Here is a 20,478-nt window from a genome sequence, read left to right as displayed (position 1 = left end):
AACAATAAAAAAAGCCACCAGTTAAGTACTGATGGCTCTGATAACTCATGCAGGCATCTCAGACGACCCACTGACACTACCGGTGAGTTTAACGATACCTTCCATTTGGCTGGCTCACTTTTTATGATGATGCCGGTGCATTTATCTCCAGCACCAGACTTTCTATCTCAACGCCATACGCTGCATTTTTGGTAATATCCGTCAGCGTCAGCGCATTCAGCCCCAGTGTCAGACTGTCTTTTATGACCTGGAATGCCGGGCCAGCCACTCCATTCAGTTTCGGAGTAACCGTGGCACTGCCGGCGGTGAACACCAGCTCCAGCGTCAGCCAGTCGTTACTGTAATTCCCGAACTCGCCCAACTTTGTGTTTCCTGCTTTCTTGTGATGCATCAGATTCAGTTTGCCGTCTGTGGTCTGGGTGAAGAACGACATCAGGAACGGGTTACCAGTCCCGGTCATCGCCACGACGTCAGGTAACGCTACATCGGTATACAGATAAATTCCCAGACCGAACTGGTTGTTGGTCAGTGCGCCTGACAGTCGAAACTTACAGCTCAGTCTGCCACCCCGTGTCAGCAGGGAGACTGCGTCATCCACCGGGCGCGTCAGGGACCAGGCTTTATTGCTCTGCTTGGTGATCTTAAATACACCATCTGACAACTGAACTCCGCCATTCTTAATGCTCCAGCCCTGCGCAGCAGCGTCTCCGGCTGTCGGCAACAGGGAGATTGTGCGTATGGATGCATCTTCAGACGGCCCCGATGGCGTGTCGCCGCCGGGCGAGGGTTTGATTTCCGGTGCCTTACCACTAATGAAGGCTAAGGTGCGACCGGCTACGTTCAGAATAGCAGTTGCCATACGATCGGGAATAATGCCACGACGCGCCCATGAGCTGAAATGCGTCGGGCGATTTGATGATACCCAGTTTTTGTTCGTTCGGGATGCCGAACCGTAATAACCAGACCCGGCAATATCAGGATCTTCTGACGGGTTGTTTGTCGGTGTATTAACTCCGCTACCATCGGTCATAAAGGGAACAAAATAAATCTGCTGGGATTCTTTACCTTTATATGCACCATATACCACTTCATATTGCGTACCGTGTTCTTGTTTCCACGCGTATGTCGTGTCGCCACAAATCCAGGGGACTGATGCCGGACTTCCACCGTGACACTGCGCCGCCAGCCCGGCAAGGTCAGCACGGAACTGCTGTACCATTGCAAGAAATGCTGCTGGCTGCTGGGCGTAACTGGCATTCGTCATATCGAATTCCCCCTGCATCCAGCATATCGCCAGCAAAACGTTTTTCGGGTTTTTCTGCAATGCTGCCTTCGTGCGGAAAAGCAGATCCTGATATAACGGCTTACCCACTCCCCAGCGAGCCGAATCCTGACTGGCCCCCGTGGACTCGCTGAATGTCCCCTCCGTGCCCTGGGTGAATGCCGAACCACCACAACAGCATGGTACCAGCAGGATCCCCGCATTATTAGGGATATACGGAAGCAGTTTTTTGGCAATATGTAAGCCCTGTCCGACACAGCCGTACTGCCCTTTGCTCAGGTCAGCCCGGGGATGGTTAATCGTACTCATATCCTGAACATCATGCAGACAATGGTCAGCAGGAATGATGTCGTTAAATACGCATACTTCACCACCGGGAGTCACTGTGTTACGACGGGCCAGTTGCTTAATGCGCGGATGGGGCGCATCGTATGAATCCGGAAGCGGAAGACCTTCACCGTAAGCCATGGCATTGGATTGCCCGGCCAGTACGATGACGTAGTACCACTCCGGCTCAGTTGCACCACTGACGACCACATCACCTTCTGCTGCAATCGCCTGCATCAGGGTATAAGGGGTTATGGCCACCGGACTACCAAACGGCTGCCAGCCCTCCTTCAGTTTTTGTGTCAGTCGTTTCGCAAGGTCTGACGGCGATGCCGCCCTGACCACGTCATAGTGTTTAAATGCCATGAATCCTCCCGGCCGGGATAATATTGTGAGTAAAATAAGGAGCGGGCTGAAGTCCGGAAGTTACAGGACAATGGCAGAAGAGAGACGACAGCCCGCAATTCGAAAAAGACCGCGCAGTTGCGCAGAGTGATTACTATGGGGTATTATTCGCCAGCTGAAATATTACTTCACGTTTTATTGTTTATTCCTTGCCGCCCGCGTCTCCCAGCGCGGGCTTTTTTTGCCCACAAGAAAACCCCTCCGGAGAGGGGCTAAAGCCGCGTATCTGTATCATCATGCACATGGTGCCGGGTGCCTCCCGGTGAGTTCAGCCCGGTGCCACTAAACCCGCGTCATTCTCGTTTTGATAATCAGAGATTATACCGTCACCAGTCGCCCCTCCGCTCAGGGGGATTCACCATGCGAAATTTTTTTAACAAATGCCCAGTCTGACAGGCAACTGTCAACTTACTGAATTGTGAGCAACATAGCATTTAACGGGGAACCTGTTTTCTGCAGTAAAAAGGCCCACCGGAGCGGATGGGCCTGGAAGGATAGCGGTCATGTGATGCCGGTTTCCCGGTAACTCAGCACCGGTATCTGAGTCAACGTTTTCTCTACTGGGTCATTTCCGATACGCCCTGCCTGCTGACAGGCTTTCATCACATCTGAAAATATAGCACCCTGACTGATACTGTAGTACCTAAGGTTCCAGAAACTGTGATGTATCCGGCACAGAAAAGCCCCTCCGGAGAGGGCTGGAGAGTGGCGCTATGTGCCATTGCATGATGCCGGGTGCCTCCCGGTGAATTCAGTACCAGCACCTGAATCCGCGATTATCCCATATACCTACTCGCTGATTGCCCCTCCGCACAGGGGGATTCACCATGCCAGTTTCTTTTAACAAACTCCCCGCAAAACAGACAACTGTCAACCGTCTGAATTGTGAGACATTTAAAAAAAAGGCCCGCAAAAGCGAGCCAGGGAAAATAAGTGTGGCGCGTTGTACTGGATTCGAACCAGTGACCGATTGCTTAGAAGGCAATTGCTCTGTCCGGCTGAGCTAACAACGCATGATGCAGATAATGGACCGCCATCGGGGACTTGAACCCCGCGCAGCCAGCTTCGAAGGCTGGCGCTCTTTCCTGATGAGCTAATGGCGGTATGTGATGGTGGCCCTTGCTGGATTTGAACCAGCGACCTGGCGATTATGAGTCGCTCGCTCTCACCACTGAGCTAAAGGGCCGGGAGCCGCATAATAACGACGCGTAATTAATTCTTCAATATCATCCGTTCTGGCTGACTAAATCCTGTACTTCCCGAACCGTCTGCTCAAAACGTTCAGTCTCCAGCTCAACGCCAATTGCACGACGCCCGAGCGCCAGTGCCGCTTTCACTGTCGAACCCAACCCCATGAAAAAATCTGCAATCAGGTCACCCGGACGACTGCTAGCGCTGATTATCTGCTGCAGCATTTCTGCCGGTTTTTCGCACGGATGTTTCCCGGGATAGAACTGCACCGGTTTATGCGTCCACACATCGGTATACGGCACCTGCACCGTCACGCCAAAATACCGCCGCAGATGTTTATATTCACTCAGCAGCTCCGCATACTGCCGGTTCAGTGAGGTATACGTATCCACCAGCTGGTGGTGGAGCTTTTCCAGTTCACCACGCCGATGCTTCTCTTCTGCCACCCGGGCAAACAGCGCCTGTAATTTCAGATAATCGCTTTCATTCGGCAACTGCCACTGACCGGCACTGAACCAGTGCGACACCATGTTTTTCTTTCCTGTGGCATCTGCAATCTGTTTTGCCGTTATCCCCAGGGCAGCTCGCGCATCACGAAAGTAAGAAATCAGCGGGGCCATCACATGCTGTTTCAGTGCACTGCCCTTCGCCGCATACCCGGCATCTTTCGGACGATACGGCCCCTGATAATGTTCCGCGAACAGAATGCGCTCTGTGGCGGGGAAATACGCCCGCAGGCTTTCCTTGTTGCATCCGTTCCAGCGTCCGGACGGCTTCGCCCAGATAATATGGTTCAGCACACTGAAGCGTTCACGCATCATGATTTCGATATCAGATGCCAGGCGATGACCACAGAACAGGTAAAGACTTCCGGCAGGTTTCAGCACCCGCCAGAACTGCGCCAGACACTGGTCCAGCCACTTCAGGTAATCATCGTCGCCCTTCCACTGGTTATCCCAGCCCTCAGGCTTCACTTTAAAGTACGGCGGGTCCGTGACTATCAGGTCAACAGAATTTTCGGGTAACGACCGGATAAATTCCAGGCAGTCGGCGTTGATTAACTCACAACTGGATATTTTTACAGTATTAAGCATGGATCATTAAGCCTGTCTCTGATAGGCTCATTCTGCTTTTGCGCAAAGCAGTGGGCCTGAGGTTTGCTTGTGAACCCAACGCATGAGCAGATGGCTGGTGGGTGCCCCTAACACCCACCAGCCGCCCATTTACCACAAATAAAAAAGCCTTCACTGCGGAAGGCGTCTGTAACAACCGAACTGATAGTCTGCCAGACCCGCCATAACCAGCTGGGTCAGTATTAACTGGCAGCGTTCGCGTGAAAGGTAAGTATTCTGCGCTATCTCCCCGACTGTCGCCGGTTCGGTAACGCTTAATTCATTAAACACCACTCTGGCGGTTTCTGTCATATCCTGCTGTTTTAGCATGTCTTTTCCTTTTCCGGTTAACGTGACACACCAATAACTCTTGTCGAAAAAGCCAGCAAGCTGAAAGACAGGTATTCACCGCCACCAGCGCGTTTACTGTACTGACGCGATTTCAGTCATAAAAAACCCGCTCGGCGGCGGGTTGTAGAAACTCTTCTAACGTCAGGCATAAAACGCCCATCGTTATGACGAATTTACCACAGATTCCGGAAAAATCAACCTTGTTACCTAGTTACCTTTTTTAACTGCCGCTCAGCCCATGCTTCTTCAATATCAAACCGGGTCACCAGCGCATCATAAAATTTCTTAACTGTTTTTTCCCATGACGCGCGTGTTATCTGGTTTGTCACCTCGCATATAGCATTAAATGCCTCCGTTGATGGTAGTCTTTCATAGCCACGACCACCACAACGCTGGCAGTCTCTGATAACAGGCATACCACGTTTTACCGACTCTTCACGATGAATGGCGACACCACGCCCACGGCAATCCTTACAGGCGGTGGAAACCTCACCCTTTCCGCCACACTCCGGACAGGCAACTTTTACCACCTCCCTGACTTTTTTCCATTCTTCCCAGTAAGACGGATACACACCTTTCGTACACTTTGCCCATACCGGCGGCTTACCATCCGGATACTGGATCTTGTTTGTAAAAACCTCGCTTTCAATAAATTTTTTTCCGTGACAGCAGGGGCACTGTTTTTTGCTCGCCGCGCTACGGGCATAATCTTCAAACGCATACGAAGCCATAATACGCATCACTGCCGGTTTTATTTCTGCCGGGAGTTTTCTTAACGCCGCCACGCGATCACACCGACTGAGTGCATATTCTGTCAGCAATTCTGTTGCCCGCTCTCTGTCATTCATACTAATGCCCATTTTCCCAAGGAACGCAGAAACCCCCATCTCAGCCCGATTCTGTGTCATGCCCTGCGCGGCCATCACATCAGTGATACTCAGCGCATCTTTCGACGTTGAGGCCGATGCATCAGTCAGGCCGGGGGATTTTGGGGAGTAGTATTTCGGTAAATCTTCCAGTTTCATTTTTTGACCTGCCCTTCAAGCATTATGGGATAAATCTTCACCCCCAGACGTCCACCAGATACTGGCTGAGCACGAACGATATTGATTTCATCAAACTGCTCATCGTCCATTAGCAACCCCGCATGCGTCAGCGCATCCAGCGGCGCTTTCAGAATATTGTCCAGGTCACGGCGGCGCTTATCCGGTGGTTCTGCAATAATTTTTATTGCCAACCTTCCGGACAGGCTTAATTTCAGCCGCTGCTGGCGAACAATAAGCGCCACTGCCCGGCGATAACGCTCCCCGGCTTTTGATACAAAATATGTGCTGCCACGACGACGCCAGTAAGTGTTCACCGTCGGCGGGTAAGGTAAAACAAATTCTATGCGCTCGGTCATTTATGCTTTCCACTTCAGAACACCCGAATTTCTCGCGTGCATTAAAAAACGAATCAGCAACAACAGCTGACTGCCGTGTTTCTCTTCAAAATCTTTTACTCCGGCATGTAGTTCGTTACGGCATTTACGGCATAACGGAATAACAAACAAATCATCAGCCTTTGTTCCCATCCCTCCCAGTCCATGACCAATGATGTGATGCGGATCATCTGCCTGATTGCCACACGTCATGCATTTCTGCGTTTTTACCCAGCGCGTGTATACAGGCATCTCTTCCCGTTGTGATTTCTGGCGCTGGAGATACTGAGCCGGTGACTCCGGATCAACGGCAATGCTGACCACCGTCTTTTCCTGTGGTGGGTTCTGTTGCTGGTGGACGTGAGGCAGTAACGCAATATTTTTTGTGCGCTGCTTCAGTATGCTGGTGGCTGTCTGCTCTCCCGGTATGATGTCGCTTTCACTGTACACAGAGCGAATTTTTTCCGCACGCAACCCCAGCGAACGACGTAATACCGCTTCCGGTAGCGCGTCCGCCACCTGATTGCGGACCGCCCACCAGGATAATTCAGCCAGAGATAATTCACGCTCCTGCGTACCGCTTATTGCGTGACCGATGACGTCAATCATCCATGCTGACAGGTTTTGATGAGCAAGTTGCTCGAGTGATTCGGATGTCTGGTCACGCAGCTGGTTGTCGCAGTGCCAGCACAACACCATTGCGCCGGTACCATAACGGTGAATGACGGTTTCGCTGTGATGATAATCGCCGTGTGGCCACTGGCAGGATTTAATATGGCGCAACAGCCAGTCAGACAATGCACCAGCACCACCAGCAGCACGAATCACCCGTGCGTTACTGAAAAACGGCAGCAATGTTTTGTCTTCCACCAGCGGCTGGCGAGCGGCAGGAACGACCCCGGACGGCAGATTACGCATGCTTTTTGGTTCCGGCTCCACCAGTATTCTGCCGTTATGGAATGCTGACATTGATTCACGGCCTGGCTTAACGATAACCAGACCGAGTTCCGGTACCAGAACAGGTCGAAGTAATACCCGCACATTACCTCCAGATCCGTTGCTGGAATGTGCGGGACGGACGCGTTGGCCGTTCGGAGTAAGGGAGCCTGACGGAGATTATCCAGTGACGGTAGTCGAGGCTAAGGGCTTTTTTAACCTCGCATCCGCGCCTGCGGTAACACTGAATGAGCCATTCGGCCTGTTCTTCAGTGCATGGGGGATGCTGGTACCAATCAGATTTAAATGCGTGAGAGCGCCGCCCGTGCCTGCTGGCAAAGACGGCTGAATTATCAGAATTGTGTAGTCTGGAATTTTGCGCCATCGGCTTTCTCCGGTGGCACAGTGTTACTCAACAGGGGTTCAGCCCTGCGCTGAATTGTAGATGAATTCACTCATCTTCAAAAGCAGAAAAACCAGCCTTAATCCCAGCTTCTTTCAGAGACGGCAACGATGTGACAAATTCATTTGCACGCGAAATAAAACCATCCGTCACAAGCCCATCCACAAAATGAATTAACGCAGCTCCACTCTTCCTTTGTTGAGACTGTAAACATTTAATACGGCAGTGGCTGACAATAGCGCCATTCTCAACGCGCACAGTATAGAGGCCATCTTCACTAAAAATTTCACGTAATTCTTCGATTTTCATCAACAGAATCCTTCCAGATAAATAGCACTCCCCTGTTCGGGGTCCATCCCTCTTCTCCCTGCGCGCTACTTAAGTATTTTTGATTCTATTCCGGCACCATCTAAAACTTCAAACGCGTTGAAAATAAAAACAAAAACCCGCCGAAGCGGGTTAAGTGTGGGTGCATTGAGGATGCCTGACCCATCAGAGGTGGCGAGGGATTTCTCCCCCGCCTGGTCTCTTACTCCTCAGGTTCGTAAGCTGTGAAGACAGCGACCTCCGTCTGGCCGGTTCGAATTCGTACCTCGCAGAGGTCTTTCCTCGTTACCAGTGCCGTCACTATGACGGTTAAACAGATGACGATCAGGGCGATTAACATCGCCTTTTGCTGCTTCATAGCCTGCTTCTCCTTGCCTTTCGGCACGTAAGAGGCTAACCTAGATTTGCCGTTCATAGATTGAGCCTCAGATTAATGTTAAGCGTCTTGCCGGACGCGTAATGTTAACTGGGGCTTTTCTCTATCTGCCTTTTGGTGTTCATGCCTGAGACAGATAGCCTCAAGCACCCGCTGCAATTCTACTTAACTCTCCTTTTCCCGCAAACCGTTTTTATCCCCAGCGGCAAATCGAATACACCACCAGCGCCACCGCCATCGCAATTCCTACCGTTGTTAATGCTTCAGGCCAGGTCATCGTAAAATATCCTCCACGCTTATCAGTCCGTTCCGCTCCAGATAACTCATCGCCTTATCCGGTAATTTGCAGTCTGGCTTCGCTTTTCTCAGTTGCCAGGTTAACTGCTTTACCAGCATGGTTAACTCATCGACCAGACGCTGATATCCCACTGGTTTGTATTCATGCAATTTACCGGCTGGCTCTGCTGCCAGCGATACCAGTGCGATTTCCAGAACAGCAATATCCATCTTATATGTGCGGATGATGTCATGGTCGATTGTGCCCGGTATGCACAGTCTCTGTGCTTCAATAGTCTCCTCTGCGTGAGCTATTAACTGCTCTCTGGTAAAAGTCGTCATGCCGTAGCCCCTTCTTGATATTTTTCAAACCAGAACACAACCGGCTCTGCTTCCAGCGATGCCAGCGCAATCCGTGCCAGTTCCATTTGTTCACCACGGGTAAGCCCGTTTTCAAGCGGGTTTTTAATGAACAATTCAATACGTTCTTTGGTAATAGTGGTCATGTGTTACTCCTTAACCCGCAGTGCTTTCAACTGATGAGGGGAACAAAATCTTTTCATCAAACCCTGCATTCATATCATGAACAGCAACACACCAATCCATCGACGAACGATTATCAAGAGCCTCCATGATTTCATCCATGCGGCGTAGGTCATACAGGTAAATGCTTTTATCGCCAATGGTGTAAAAGCCAATTTTTTTCGGTGATGGATGAGGTGTACTGGCAATAGCGGACACTACCATTTGTTCTTTTTTTAAGCAGCCATCTGATGATATTTTTCCCTGAAGGCTGCCGGGGAGATATTCCCCAGACGAGAGTGACGACGCTGACGATTGTAGAAAATCTCAATGTATTCCCGTATTACTGAGATGGCTTCATCCCGGTTATTAAAACGATAGTGGCTCAGGCTCTCATTTTTCAGCGTTCCCCAGAAGCTTTCCATCGGAGCGTTGTCGTAACAGTTACCTTTACGCGACATTGATGTTTTCAGACCAGACTGCTCCTGTATGACCCGGTAATCGTATGCGCAGTACTGTGAACCTCGATCAGAGTGGTGGATTAGCCCGGCAGGTGGGCGCTGGCTCCTGAGCGCCATAAACAGGGCTTTACCTGTCAGCTCTTTTGTCATGCGCTCTCCCATGGCGTAGCCGACAATTTCGCACGTATAAACATCTTTGATGCCAGCGAGGTACAACCATCCCTCCTGTGTGGCAACATACGTCAGGTCCGCCACCCAGACCTGATTTGGTGCTGTAGGAGCGAACGTCTGGTTCAGCAGATTTGGCGCAACTGGCAGATTGTGGTTCGAGTTCGTAGTCGCTCTGAACTTGCGTTTCTGCTTACAGTGTAGCCTTAGCTCCTTACGAAGACGTGCCAGTCGGTCACGACCAACGATGATGCCATTCTCTGCCAGCTCCGTCTGGAGCCGCCGGGTTCCATATGTTTCGCGAGTGCGGATATGTGCCACCTTAATCTCCAGTTTTAGCCGCTCATCACTTTGTTTTCTGTCTGAGGGTTCATGCTGTACCCAGTTGTAATAACCGCTCCTGGATACACCAAATACCTGACACATCGCTTCAATGGGAAATTGTTGTCGCCATTGTTCGATTAACGCGTATTTTTCAGCGACTCCTGTGCAAAATACGCTGTTGCTTTTTTTAATATATCTCGCTCAAGGCGAGCTTCATTTAACGCCTTACGCAGTTGCAGAATTTCAGATTCCAGTTCAGCCACCGTGCGGGAACCAGGAGTACCGAGCCCTTTTCTGGCGGCGGTAACCCATTGTCCTAAAGTGCCTTCAGGAAGAGATAATCGGGAAGCGCCTTCACTGATCGAAAGTTGATTTTCAGGAACCGTTCTGACAGCTTCGGCTTTGAACTCTTTAGAGTAACGTTGGGTTTTTCTGCTCATTATTAGCTCCTTCTGATGCCATTCTATTTCAGGAAGGAGTGTCCGTTAAACTCAGGCTACCTCAAAAATTAAAGGGCAGGTTGTTGAACTTGTACGTCTGAGCGGTCGCGAGACGTTGCGGCAACTGGAAGCCAAGACAGGTGCGACAAGATATCTGATGAGTGTTCTCGCCAGAGAGCTGGTTGCCAGTGGCGATGTATACAACTCTGGTTACGGGTTATTCCCGTCTGAACAGGCGCGTAAGGACTGGCAAAACGCCCGCAAAAAACTCTCAAGGGCAAATCTGAAGAAACCATCTGTGGTTGATCCTGACCTTATCTGGTCATTACCAGACGGAGAAATACGCCGCTACGACAGGCGTCAAAACATAATCTGTAGCGAGTGCCGGAAGAGCGAAGCTATGCAGCGTGTACTGGCTTTCTATCAGGGTAATTTTCAGAAGGTGCTGTTGTGAGCCAAATTAACAATCGGAACTTCGTGAAGAGAAAGCATAATCCAAAATCTGAATAATTAAGTTCAGCACTGTGGTGATGCTGCCAACTTACTGATTTAGTGTATGATGGTGTTTTTGAGGTGCTCCAGTGGCTTCTGTTTCTATCAGCTGTCCCTCCTGTTCAGCTACTGACGGGGTGGTGCGTAACAGCAAAAGCACTGCCGGACATCAGCGCTATCTCTGCTCTCACTGCCGTAAAACATGGCAACTGCAGTTCACTTACACCGCTTCTCAACCCGGTACGCACCAGAAAATCATTGATATGGCCATGAATGGCGTTGGATGCCGGGCAACTGCACGCATTATGGGCGTTGGCCTCAACACGATTTTACGTCACTTAAAAAACTCAGGCCGCAGTCGGTAACCTCGCGCATACAGCCGGGCAGTGACGTCATCGTCTGCGCGGAAATGGACGAACAGTGGGGCTATGTCGGGGCTAAATCGCGCCAGCGCTGGCTGTTTTACGCGTATGACAGTCTCCGGAAGACGGTTGTTGCGCACGTATTCGGTGAACGCACTATGGCGACGCTGGGGCGTCTTATGAGCCTGCTGTCACCCTTTGACGTGGTGATATGGATGACGGATGGCTGGCCGCTGTATGAATCCCGCCTGAAGGGAAAGCTGCACGTAATCAGCAAGCGATATACGCAGCGAATTGAGCGGCATAACCTGAATCTGAGGCAGCACCTGGCACGGCTGGGACGGAAGTCGCTGTCGTTCTCAAAATCGGTGGAGCTGCATGACAAAGTCATCGGGCATTATCTGAACATAAAACACTATCAATAAGTTGGAGTCATTACCCGGCACTGTAAATAAAATTTAATCCTTAACTGGAGGTATATCTATGTCAAATACACAGAAAATTATTAACACTGAAAAATATAACGAGTGGGTGAAAAAATTCTCTGAGCAGATTTTTAAAATTACTGGCGACGAGAATGTGGCAAAAAATGAATTAGAACCGTGGACACCTGAAGGAAACGCACCAAATTATTGCTGGTGGGAGGTTGATCCGGTTGATGCTGCAAATGAAGCCATGAGTTACCACAACGATTAATGTCGGGAGGCCGCCCGAAAGGGCGGTAAGAAATGACTACATTATTCAGAAAAGAATATCCGCAAAAAAGTAGGGCGACAGAATTTTTGTTTCTCATTCTGTTTATCGTATTGATGATACCGATATCCCCTCTAATTTTTGTCTGGGCAATCGGGAAAATAATTGAGCCAGTTACTGAATTGTATACCGACGTTGTATGGGCGTCGTTCAACACACTGCACAATAAAATTAATCCGTATAAGGAAAACTGATATGGCAACTTTGACAAAAAAAGAACGGGCATGGTTGAACGAATTACAGGAAGTTCTTGATCGCTGTCCTGTGGTGTCATCCTGCCGCGATTGCGTTCTTAGTCCGTGGCTATTGCACCACCATCACGCGAAAGGGACAGCTAAGCGCGGCGGGATGGTTAAGCCAGCAACATTAACCGTTGCATTTAAAAAAGCCCGGGATTCTGTGGATTACAACTGGCGTGCTAATGGCACCCCACCCTCTTTCCATGAGCAGAGATCTTTATCAGAGCGATTGTTCAGAGAGCAGGGGGTTGATACCAAAATTTTGCTAGGCCATTCGAATCAAAAAATGACCGATATTTACAACGATGTACGCGGTAAGGAGTGGAAAAAACTGGTCATTTGATAACCAGTTTTGCAGAGGTTTTGCAGAGAAAATTAAAAGCGGTACCCGGCAGAGAACATAAACACCCACGGATCCAGTCGTACCGAGTCTTTTACGGTAGTAACACCAGATTTGTACTTAGCCGTGGTATCGATATCCATGTACCACACTGACATGTTAACCAACCAGTCACGGTTAATCAGATAATCAACCCCCACCTGCCCGGCAGCTCCCCAGTAATCTTTCAGACTGAGATCGGAAAGCCCCGCCTCTTTGCCATGATCGTTAAATCCATTATCAAAGAAGGTGGTGTAGTTAATACCTGCCCCAACATAAGGACGGAATTTGCTGCCGGCATCACCAAAATACCACTGCGCCATCAGTGTTGGCGGCAGATGATGAACGGTTGCAATATCGCCGGTCGCCCGGGTGCCGATTTTATGGCGGAACGGCGTCGCTGCCAGTAATTCCACACCAATGTTGTCGGTCGCCATATAAGTAAACGTCAGGCCCAGTTGCGTGTTATTGGTCACGCTGAATCCACCCAGACTTCCTAACGTACCACCAGCACCTTCTGTTGGACGTACGGTTGCAGAACCTGCACGCATAAAAAATTCGCCTGCTTCATGCGCAAAGGCACTGCCAGAGAGAAGAGTTGTTACTGCCAAAGCCGCCACTGTTAACTTTTTCATATCCGCTCCGTCGTTATGGTTATAAAAACGTGACGAATATACCTACATTGGAGTAACAAATGATCCTACATAGATCACATTACATATGATAATTCACCCTTTATTGATCTGGATTAATTTAGAAGTTGCATTGAGAATCCTGGTTAACGTGATTTAAATCAATTTTTAGATATTTTCGCTACGCAAATATTAACTCGTTCGCCACTTGCCGCGGTTTGCCCACGCCTGAAGGCCAGCAATTACCTCCGCTTTACAAAGATATGCTTTTCCATACAAGACCTGATGCTGCCACCCGAGGCTTAACCAGGGTACAATTGCCCGCTAATTAACACCTGCATAAAACTCAAGGAGAGTGCATGTCTATCACGGCGCAGTCCGTATACCGTGACACCGGAAATTTCTTCCGTAATCAATTTATGACCATTCTGTTGGTATCGTTGCTATGTGCGTTTATCACAGTGGTGTTAGGGCATGTTTTCTCACCCAGTGATGCACAGCTTGCGCAGCTCAATGACGGCGTGCCCGTTAGCGGCAGTAGTGGGTTGTTCGACCTGGTTCAGAATATGTCACCGGAACAACAACAAATTTTGCTGCAGGCTTCAGCGGCGTCCACTTTTTCAGGATTAATCGGTAACGCCATTCTCGCCGGAGGCGTAATATTAATTATCCAGCTGGTGTCTGCGGGTCAGAGAGTCAGTGCGCTGCGAGCTATTGGTGCCAGTGCGCCGATATTGCCCAAGTTATTTATTCTGATTTTTCTGACTACCCTTTTAGTACAGATTGGCATCATGCTGGTGGTCGTTCCGGGAATTATCATGGCCATTTTACTGGCCCTGGCACCGGTGATGCTGGTACAGGACAAAATGGGCATTTTTGCCTCGATGCGTAGCAGTATGCGGCTGACTTGGGCGAATATGCGTCTGGTGGCACCCGCAGTACTGAGCTGGTTGCTGGCAAAAACACTGTTGCTGCTTTTTGCCTCTTCTTTTGCCGCATTAACCCCGGAAATTGGTGCCGTACTGGCGAACACCTTGAGCAACCTGATTTCAGCCATATTGCTCATCTATCTGTTCCGCCTGTATATGTTGATTCGCCAATAACCTTAAGCATTTGATTACGGAATCGTAAAATGAAGCAGTTTCTTGATTTTTTACCGCTGGTTGTCTTTTTCGCGTTTTACAAGATTTATGACATCTATGCGGCTACTGCGGCGCTGATCGTCGCCACGGCGATTGTGCTTATCTATAGCTGGGTTCGCTTTCGTAAGGTTGAGAAGATGGCCCTGATCACTTTTGTTCTGGTGGTCGTCTTCGGTGGCTTGACGCTGTTCTTCCACAATGATGAGTTTATTAAATGGAAGGTTACAGTCATTTATGCTCTGTTTGCGGGAGCCCTGTTAGTCAGCCAATGGGTGATGAAAAAGCCGCTAATTCAGCGGATGCTGGGTAAAGAACTCACGCTGCCGCAACCGGTATGGTCGAAGCTAAATCTGGCCTGGGCTGTTTTCTTTATCCTTTGCGGTCTGGCAAACATCTACATCGCATTCTGGCTGCCGCAAAATATTTGGGTCAACTTTAAAGTCTTTGGCCTGACCGCCCTTACCTTAATCTTCACATTGTTAAGCGGTATCTATATCTACCGCCACATGCCGCAGGAAGATAAATCCTAACCAGACTGCCAGTCCTTCGGGGCTGGCGCTGTATCTCCTCTGTTCTCCTCAGGAAAATCATAGTAGCATCGCGCCTGTGATTTTCCTTTTAAGTCGGTTTTACCATGTCTACAACACATAACGTCCCTCAGGGCGATCTTGTTTTACGTACTTTAGCCATGCCCGCCGATACCAATGCCAATGGTGACATCTTTGGTGGTTGGTTAATGTCACAAATGGATATTGGCGGCGCTATTCTGGCAAAAGAAATTGCCCACGGTCGCGTAGTGACTGTGCGGGTTGAAGGAATGACTTTCTTACGGCCGGTTGCGGTCGGCGATGTGGTGTGCTGCTATGCACGCTGTGTCCAGAAAGGGACGACATCGGTCAGCATTAATATTGAAGTGTGGGTGAAAAAAGTAGCGTCTGAACCAATCGGGCAACGCTATAAAGCGACAGAAGCATTATTTAAGTATGTCGCGGTTGATCCTGAAGGAAAACCTCGCGCCTTACCTGTTGAGTAATAGTCAAAAGCCTCCGGTCGGAGGCTTTTGACTTTCTACTTACTGAATTTCGGTGGTGCCGTTAATTTTAAACAGGATATTCACCACAATCCCACTGCCTGGCTTACCCGGCTCATAACGCCATCTGCGCATCGCATTTTTCACCTCACGCTCAAACATGTTCGCAGGCTTGGCTGAGAGGATTTGTACGTTATCCACGCGACCATCCGGCGTGACGTCAAATTTAACTTTAACCTGCCCTTCAATGCGCAATGCCTGTGCTCGTGCCGGATACTGCGGCTGATTACGGCTTAATGCGCGTGGTCCTGAAGCCACACTGGTAACCGGCTTGCTGGTTGCAGCCGTTGCCGTACTTGATGTGGGGCGCGCGGGTGCCGTATTTTCAAACGGTGATGCCGGACGCGACTCTACGGGTTTGACATCGCGTTTTGGCTGCTCCTGTACCTTTTTCACCGGCTTCGGTTTTGGCTTAGGTTTCGGCTTCGGCTTTTCAATGACCACCGGTGCTTCTTTTGGCGGTTCGGGGATCGGCTCAGGTTCCGGTTCTGGCTCTACCACCGGCTCCGGTGGCGGCTGAACGGCTTGTGGCGGTTCGAGATCAGCAGGCGCAACCATCGTGACAGAAATTGGCTGCGCAGGCGCAGGTAGTTCAATAACCTGATGTACCGAGGTATAGAGCAGACCCGCCACAACAGCACCATGAATGCAGACCGAAAGTAACGTCGGCCAGGGGAAGCGGCGAGGTAAATCAAGGGTCATTGTATTGTAGCTATTCGGCATTGTAGCATTAGCCATAACGTTTATAAGTTCATCTTTAAATGATAATCAATTGCATGGGAGTTTATCACCGTGAGAACCGTAATAACATACTTGAGATTCTCATCAGCCATACAAGGCGCTGAAGGTGCAGATTCAACCAGACGACAAAACGACCTGTTCAAGCAGTGGCTGAAGAAGAATGGCGATGCTCAAATAGTAGCGTCTTTCAGTGATGAAGGGTTGAGTGGTTACAAAGGTAAACACCTTACTGGTCAGTTTGGTGACATGTTAGCCCGTATTGAGGCTGGGGAGTTTCCAGAAGGTACAATTCTGCTAGTTGAGAGTATCGACCGTATAGGCCGATTAGAGCATCTTGAAACAGAAGCCTTGATGAACCGCATCTTAGGCAACGGGATAGAGATTCACACATTGCAAGATGGCCTTATCTACACAAAGGATGCTTTAGCCGATGACCTTGGCATAAGCATCATCCAGCGTGTCAAAGCCTACATAGCGCATCAGAAATCTAAGCAGAAGTCTTTCCGTGTTTCTCAGAAATGGGGGCAACGTGCAAAACTTGCCCTTGCTGGTGAACAACGTCTTACAAAGATGGTTCCTGGATGGATTGACCCTGAGACTTTTAAACTCAATGAACACGCTGAGACTGTGAGATTGATATTCAAACTGCTGCTAGATGGTGAAAGTCTGCATAACATTGCACGTCACCTTCAAAGCAACGGTATAAAGTCGTTTAGTCGCCGTAAAGATGCTAATGGGTTCTCTGTTCACTCTGTACGCACCATTCTAAGGTCAGAGACAACAATAGGCACGTTACCAGCATCACAACGTAATGACCGCCCCGCTATACCGAACTACTACGAAGGTGTTGTAGATATACCAACGTTCAATAAAGCTCAAGAGATTCTCGACAAGAATCGTAAAGGCCGTACACCTGCAAGTGACAACCCACTAACGATTAACATCTTCAAAGGTCTGTTTAGGTGTCAGTGTGGGGCTAGTGTCCATCCTACCGGAACAAAGAATAAGTATGCTGGGGTCTACAGGTGCAATAACCACTTAGACGGTCGCTGTGATGTTCCACCGTTGAAGCGTAAACCGTTTGACCGATGGATGATTGATAATTTTCTGGGGATGATTGACGTGGGGAATGATGGAGAATCAGAGAGAAAGATTGCAGCGTTACAGCATGAGGTTGAAATTGTCACAGCCAGAATCAAGAAAGCTACCGCCCTACTTCTTGAGATGGATGATATTGATGAACTAAAAATTCAGCTTAAGGAACTGAACCAGAAGCGCACAGAACTACAGACCACGATTGATAACATGAGGCGTAAGGCTTCACTCACTGATAAGGAACTACCCCAGCTTAAAGATATTGACCTTATGACTAAAGCGGGTCGTGTCGAGTGTCAGTTGATTTTGTCCAAGCATCTAAAAGGGCTTACATTGGGTAAGGATTCGGTAACTGTAACGCTACAGAACGACACTGAAATCACCATACCTACAAACCCGTTACCGCTAAATGATGGGTCACCAATCTTTGAAATTGCTGATAAAGAGCTACTGGATATTGACGCTTATCAACTGTAATTTTCAGGGGCTATGAAGCCCCTTTTTATGTCTCAATAAGTGCCCTTCTTGTTAGGGTTCACAGAGTACTTTCGCAGAGCATTACCCGGCTTAAGCACCTTTGAAGCTTGCTCATTAGCGGCATCTGAGAAGGTGCTCTCACCATTTTTAACGCTAACGCTCTTAGAGCTCGTTACACGGGCTTTTAGCGCTTCATCTGATAACTCACTTGCCGAATAGCCAAAAAGCTCTTTACAGGTCAGCATAGGGCTTCCAAGGCTCGTTGTAGTGTTTCCGGTGTTCTTTTTACTGGTAGCACCGCCATCATTCGTGGTAGCGGTCTTTCCAGTAGCAGCCGAAACATCAGTCTGACCTACGATTGAACGAAACTCTACACCTTGGAAGGTCATCTGAATACGAAGACCGTTAGCAATGGTATGCTCTTTACTCGCTTTAAACTGAGTAATGATACTATCAGTGATAGCTATTCCATCTCTACAAACAATAGTGATGATTTGCTTCTGGTCTCGCCATTGTTCAACCGTAGAAATAAAGGTTTCTACAAGTTGCCCCTGTCTGGTTAATAGAACTGAACCCGTCGAATCAACCACTACAACACCGCTAATAGAGATGGTCTTAGGTGCTCTCTGAACATTATCAGTGATAGTTTGCCCCGATTGCATAGCCTGAGTTGTCACCATCATCGGTGAGTCATAGTCCATCTGTTCAGTAGCTGTTAAGGCAAGAAAAGATTCCACATTATCTCTAAGGTGAAAATAGATACCATCTTTACCTGAGTATCTAATTTGCTTTGTGTCAAACATTGTTGTTATTCCTATTCTGTTAAGCGTGAGCTACGTGAAATCTAATTTTTGATGTTGGTATCTGTTCAGAAGATTTCACGTAGCATTCGACTATTCATAGTTGAATCGTCATACTAGATAAAGATTAATAGATTGCCATGTGTGGCAATAAATATTAGTAGCTCTAACATTGTTTATTCCTCTGGATAAGCTGAGCTAATCAAGGTATCTTCCTGCATACGATTAATATGCGATGTGGTTCTTTCATCAATAACCTTTCCATCAAGTACCGTCTGAGTTGTGATATTGATTGTCTGAGGCTGAATATTTACTGACGGTTTGATAACCTTTAAATCTTGTGTGAATGTTTCCACTCGACCTTTCAGATTATTTAATGCTTCAGGTGAAAACTGTGGAACATCTTTTGATTTGCCCTGAACCATAGCCCATAAAACAGCGGCTAAAGAGTTCATGTCACCAGTCAATGCTTGGTCTGTGGGTTCCACCTTTGACCTTACAACTTTATCAATTGGATTATCTGACTTACTCATCTGACGTTCATAGAACGGTTTGACAATGGCATTAATCACATCAGTTTGAGGTGTACTGGCAATAGCGGACACTACCATTTGTTCTTTTTTTAAGCAGCCATCTGATGATATTTTTCCCTGAAGGCTGCCGGGGAGATATTCCCCAGACGAGAGTGACGACGCTGACGATTGTAGAAAATCTCAATGTATTCCCGTATTACTGAGATGGCTTCATCCCGGTTATTAAAACGATAGTGGCTCAGGCTCTCATTTTTCAGCGTTCCCCAGAAGCTTTCCATCGGAGCGTTGTCGTAACAGTTACCTTTACGCGACATTGATGTTTTCAGACCAGACTGCTCCTGTATGACCCGGTAATCGTATGCGCAGTACTGTGAACCTCGATCAGAGTGGTGGATTAGCCCGGCAGGTGGGCGCTGGCTCCTGAGCGCCATAAACAGGGCTTTACCTGTCAGCTCTTTTGTCATGCGCTCTCCCATGGCGTAGCCGACAATTTCGCACGTATAAACATCTTTGATGCCAGCGAGGTACAACCATCCCTCCTGTGTGGCAACATACGTCAGGTCCGCCACCCAGACCTGATTTGGTGCTGTAGGAGCGAACGTCTGGTTCAGCAGATTTGGCGCAACTGGCAGATTGTGGTTCGAGTTCGTAGTCGCTCTGAACTTGCGTTTCTGCTTACAGCGTAGCCTTAGCTCCTTACGAAGACGTGCCAGTCGGTCACGACCAACGATGATGCCATTCTCTGCCAGCTCCGTCTGGAGCCGCCGGGTTCCATATGTTTCGCGAGTGCGGATATGTGCCACCTTAATCTCCAGTTTTAGCCGCTCATCACTTTGTTTTCTGTCTGAGGGTTCATGCTGTACCCAGTTGTAATAACCGCTCCTGGATACACCAAATACCTGACACATCGCTTCAATGGGAAATTGTTGTCGCCATTGTTCGATTAACGCGTATTTTTCAGCGACTCCTGTGCAAAATACGCTGTTGCTTTTTTTAATATATCTCGCTCAAGGCGAGCTTCATTTAACGCCTTACGCAGTTGCAGAATTTCAGATTCCAGTTCAGCCACCGTGCGGGAACCAGGAGTACCGAGCCCTTTTCTGGCGGCGGTAACCCATTGTCCTAAAGTGCCTTCAGGAAGAGATAATCGGGAAGCGCCTTCACTGATCGAAAGTTGATTTTCAGGAACCGTTCTGACAGCTTCGGCTTTGAACTCTTTAGAGTAACGTTGGGTTTTTCTGCTCATTATTAGCTCCTTCTGATGCCATTCTATTTCAGGAAGGAGTGTCCGTTAAACTCAGGCTACCTCATTCCTTATAGCCGGTCAGTGCATTCACTACCACAAGCAGATAATAACTTTATCTGTATTTCTTTATATGATGTGAGCATATTCAGGAAAAATGACCTTTCCTGAGGTACAGT

General features: G+C 48.7%; 23 protein-coding genes, 3 tRNA genes and 6 pseudogenes. 11 read left to right on the top strand and 21 right to left on the bottom strand.

Annotated features, from left to right (window positions below; genetic code table 11):
• Nucleotides 1–121: 121 nt before the first annotated feature.
• The gene (locus C1P89_RS04835) at nt 122–1,975 is read right to left on the bottom strand and encodes an SASA family carbohydrate esterase (protein ID WP_000874511.1); all 1,854 of its coding nucleotides are present in this window, start codon (nt 1,973–1,975) and stop codon (nt 122–124) included.
• A gap of 754 nt (nt 1,976–2,729) precedes the next feature.
• Here C1P89_RS04835 and C1P89_RS25775 point away from each other — a divergent pair.
• Nucleotides 2,730–2,855, top strand: a pseudogene (locus tag C1P89_RS25775) (hypothetical protein); the annotation flags it as partial.
• 95 nt (nt 2,856–2,950) lie between these two features.
• On the opposite strand, the gene C1P89_RS04825 reads toward C1P89_RS25775, so the two are convergent.
• The 15 genes and pseudogenes from C1P89_RS04825 to C1P89_RS04755 all read right to left on the bottom strand — a co-directional run bounded on the left by C1P89_RS04825 (nt 2,951) and on the right by C1P89_RS04755 (nt 10,321).
• Nucleotides 2,951–3,027 (bottom strand) — tRNA-Arg (locus C1P89_RS04825).
• Between the two features lie 13 nt (nt 3,028–3,040).
• Nucleotides 3,041–3,117, bottom strand: a tRNA-Arg gene (locus tag C1P89_RS04820).
• Between the two features lie 7 nt (nt 3,118–3,124).
• Nucleotides 3,125–3,200: transfer RNA gene (locus tag C1P89_RS04815), tRNA-Ile, on the bottom strand.
• 40 nt (nt 3,201–3,240) lie between these two features.
• The gene (locus C1P89_RS04810; protein WP_000935512.1) at nt 3,241–4,299 is read right to left on the bottom strand and encodes a DNA-methyltransferase; all 1,059 of its coding nucleotides are present in this window, start codon (nt 4,297–4,299) and stop codon (nt 3,241–3,243) included.
• Nucleotides 4,300–4,406: 107 nt separating this feature from the next.
• Nucleotides 4,407–4,647: pseudogene (locus C1P89_RS04805) on the bottom strand (hypothetical protein).
• A gap of 224 nt (nt 4,648–4,871) precedes the next feature.
• A complete protein-coding gene (locus C1P89_RS04800; RefSeq protein WP_000762917.1) occupies nt 4,872–5,693 on the bottom strand; it encodes an antitermination protein in 822 nt (273 codons plus the stop codon).
• A complete protein-coding gene (locus tag C1P89_RS04795; protein ID WP_000140012.1) occupies nt 5,690–6,070 on the bottom strand; it encodes a RusA family crossover junction endodeoxyribonuclease in 381 nt (126 codons plus the stop codon). Before C1P89_RS04795 ends, C1P89_RS04800 begins: the two co-directional genes overlap by 4 nt.
• Complete coding sequence (locus tag C1P89_RS04790; RefSeq protein WP_001265179.1) at nt 6,071–7,129, bottom strand: DUF968 domain-containing protein; 1,059 nt, start codon at nt 7,127–7,129, stop codon at nt 6,071–6,073. It lies immediately after the preceding gene.
• Between the two features lies 1 nt (nt 7,130).
• Complete coding sequence (locus tag C1P89_RS04785) at nt 7,131–7,409, bottom strand: hypothetical protein (RefSeq protein WP_052940143.1); 279 nt, start codon at nt 7,407–7,409, stop codon at nt 7,131–7,133.
• A gap of 66 nt (nt 7,410–7,475) precedes the next feature.
• Nucleotides 7,476–7,736 carry a hypothetical protein gene (locus C1P89_RS04780; protein ID WP_005136948.1) on the bottom strand — a complete coding sequence of 87 codons (261 nt, stop codon included), beginning with the start codon at nt 7,734–7,736 and terminating at the stop codon, nt 7,476–7,478.
• A gap of 220 nt (nt 7,737–7,956) precedes the next feature.
• Nucleotides 7,957–8,112 (bottom strand): type I toxin-antitoxin system toxin HokD, encoded by a 156-nt coding sequence (gene hokD, locus C1P89_RS04775; RefSeq protein ID WP_000813254.1) that lies wholly within the window; start codon nt 8,110–8,112, stop codon nt 7,957–7,959.
• Nucleotides 8,113–8,403: 291 nt separating this feature from the next.
• Nucleotides 8,404–8,748 (bottom strand): hypothetical protein, encoded by a 345-nt coding sequence (locus tag C1P89_RS04770; protein WP_000206826.1) that lies wholly within the window; start codon nt 8,746–8,748, stop codon nt 8,404–8,406.
• Nucleotides 8,749–8,756: 8 nt separating this feature from the next.
• Nucleotides 8,757–8,912: pseudogene (locus tag C1P89_RS04765) on the bottom strand (DUF551 domain-containing protein); the annotation flags it as partial.
• A gap of 10 nt (nt 8,913–8,922) precedes the next feature.
• Nucleotides 8,923–9,153 carry a hypothetical protein gene (locus C1P89_RS04760; RefSeq protein WP_000261568.1) on the bottom strand — a complete coding sequence of 77 codons (231 nt, stop codon included), beginning with the start codon at nt 9,151–9,153 and terminating at the stop codon, nt 8,923–8,925.
• An 11-nt stretch (nt 9,154–9,164) separates the two neighbouring features.
• Nucleotides 9,165–10,321 (bottom strand): IS3-like element IS600 family transposase gene (locus C1P89_RS04755; protein WP_134799510.1). Its coding sequence is split into 2 segments (ribosomal slippage): nt 9,165–10,072 and nt 10,072–10,321, totalling 1,158 coding nucleotides; the frame shifts between segments, so codons are not numbered across the junction.
• Between the two features lie 67 nt (nt 10,322–10,388).
• On the opposite strand from C1P89_RS04755, the gene C1P89_RS04750 reads away from it, so the two are divergent.
• From C1P89_RS04750 to C1P89_RS04730, 5 genes and pseudogenes are all read left to right on the top strand, one after another.
• Nucleotides 10,389–10,775 carry a DUF977 family protein gene (locus C1P89_RS04750; protein ID WP_032156234.1) on the top strand — a complete coding sequence of 129 codons (387 nt, stop codon included), beginning with the start codon at nt 10,389–10,391 and terminating at the stop codon, nt 10,773–10,775.
• A gap of 127 nt (nt 10,776–10,902) precedes the next feature.
• Nucleotides 10,903–11,600, top strand: a protein-coding gene (locus tag C1P89_RS04745; protein ID WP_231528718.1) for an IS1-like element IS1A family transposase whose coding sequence is annotated in 2 segments (ribosomal slippage) — nt 10,903–11,152 and nt 11,152–11,600 — 699 coding nt in all. Because the reading frame shifts where the segments join, the coding sequence is not laid out codon by codon here.
• A 58-nt stretch (nt 11,601–11,658) separates the two neighbouring features.
• Nucleotides 11,659–11,871: a hypothetical protein gene (locus C1P89_RS04740; protein ID WP_000072553.1), complete on the top strand. Its 213-nt coding sequence runs from the start codon at nt 11,659–11,661 to the stop codon at nt 11,869–11,871.
• Between the two features lie 32 nt (nt 11,872–11,903).
• Nucleotides 11,904–12,122, top strand: coding sequence for a DUF4014 family protein (locus C1P89_RS04735; protein ID WP_000209148.1), 219 nt, complete (start codon nt 11,904–11,906; stop codon nt 12,120–12,122).
• A 70-nt stretch (nt 12,123–12,192) separates the two neighbouring features.
• A pseudogene (locus C1P89_RS04730) lies at nt 12,193–12,510 on the top strand (site-specific integrase); the annotation flags it as partial.
• A 32-nt stretch (nt 12,511–12,542) separates the two neighbouring features.
• Here C1P89_RS04730 and ompW read toward each other — a convergent pair.
• Nucleotides 12,543–13,181, bottom strand: coding sequence for an outer membrane protein OmpW (gene ompW, locus C1P89_RS04725; RefSeq protein ID WP_000737216.1), 639 nt, complete (start codon nt 13,179–13,181; stop codon nt 12,543–12,545).
• Nucleotides 13,182–13,420: 239 nt separating this feature from the next.
• Here ompW and C1P89_RS04720 point away from each other — a divergent pair.
• The 4 genes and pseudogenes from C1P89_RS04720 to yciA all read left to right on the top strand — a co-directional run.
• Nucleotides 13,421–13,510 (top strand): annotated as a pseudogene (locus C1P89_RS04720) (YkgJ family cysteine cluster protein); the annotation flags it as partial.
• A gap of 27 nt (nt 13,511–13,537) precedes the next feature.
• The gene (locus C1P89_RS04715; RefSeq protein WP_000028540.1) at nt 13,538–14,281 is read left to right on the top strand and encodes a YciC family protein; all 744 of its coding nucleotides are present in this window, start codon (nt 13,538–13,540) and stop codon (nt 14,279–14,281) included.
• A gap of 29 nt (nt 14,282–14,310) precedes the next feature.
• Nucleotides 14,311–14,850, top strand: a complete 540-nt coding sequence (locus tag C1P89_RS04710) for a septation protein A (RefSeq protein ID WP_000808667.1) — start codon at nt 14,311–14,313, stop codon at nt 14,848–14,850.
• Nucleotides 14,851–14,954: 104 nt separating this feature from the next.
• On the top strand, nt 14,955–15,353 hold the full coding sequence (gene yciA, locus C1P89_RS04705; RefSeq protein WP_000108160.1) for an acyl-CoA thioester hydrolase YciA: 399 nt from the start codon (nt 14,955–14,957) through the stop codon (nt 15,351–15,353).
• A gap of 39 nt (nt 15,354–15,392) precedes the next feature.
• Here the strand turns inward: yciA and tonB are convergent, their stop codons facing one another.
• Nucleotides 15,393–16,112, bottom strand: coding sequence for a TonB system transport protein TonB (gene tonB, locus C1P89_RS04700; protein WP_000171276.1), 720 nt, complete (start codon nt 16,110–16,112; stop codon nt 15,393–15,395).
• A 90-nt stretch (nt 16,113–16,202) separates the two neighbouring features.
• Here tonB and C1P89_RS04695 point away from each other — a divergent pair, with 90 nt between their 5' ends.
• Complete coding sequence (locus C1P89_RS04695; protein ID WP_001261188.1) at nt 16,203–17,723, top strand: recombinase family protein; 1,521 nt, start codon at nt 16,203–16,205, stop codon at nt 17,721–17,723.
• Between the two features lie 32 nt (nt 17,724–17,755).
• Here C1P89_RS04695 and C1P89_RS04690 read toward each other — a convergent pair whose 3' ends face one another.
• The 3 genes and pseudogenes from C1P89_RS04690 to C1P89_RS04680 all read right to left on the bottom strand — a co-directional run bounded on the left by C1P89_RS04690 (nt 17,756) and on the right by C1P89_RS04680 (nt 20,302).
• The gene (locus C1P89_RS04690) at nt 17,756–18,526 is read right to left on the bottom strand and encodes a phage baseplate protein (protein ID WP_000460608.1); all 771 of its coding nucleotides are present in this window, start codon (nt 18,524–18,526) and stop codon (nt 17,756–17,758) included.
• 173 nt (nt 18,527–18,699) lie between these two features.
• Nucleotides 18,700–19,176: pseudogene (locus tag C1P89_RS04685) on the bottom strand (tape measure protein); the annotation flags it as partial.
• Nucleotides 19,146–20,302, bottom strand: a protein-coding gene (locus C1P89_RS04680; protein ID WP_087879933.1) for an IS3-like element IS600 family transposase whose coding sequence is annotated in 2 segments (ribosomal slippage) — nt 19,146–20,053 and nt 20,053–20,302 — 1,158 coding nt in all. Because the reading frame shifts where the segments join, the coding sequence is not laid out codon by codon here. The gene C1P89_RS04680 and the pseudogene C1P89_RS04685, both read right to left, overlap by 31 nt.
• Nucleotides 20,303–20,478: the final 176 nt, after the last annotated feature.

The organism is Shigella sonnei, assembly GCF_002950395.1.
Taxonomy (GTDB): Bacteria; Pseudomonadota; Gammaproteobacteria; order Enterobacterales; family Enterobacteriaceae; genus ECMA0423.
Note: the sequence above shows the minus strand (reverse complement) of the source record. Positions and strands in the feature narration are given on the sequence as shown.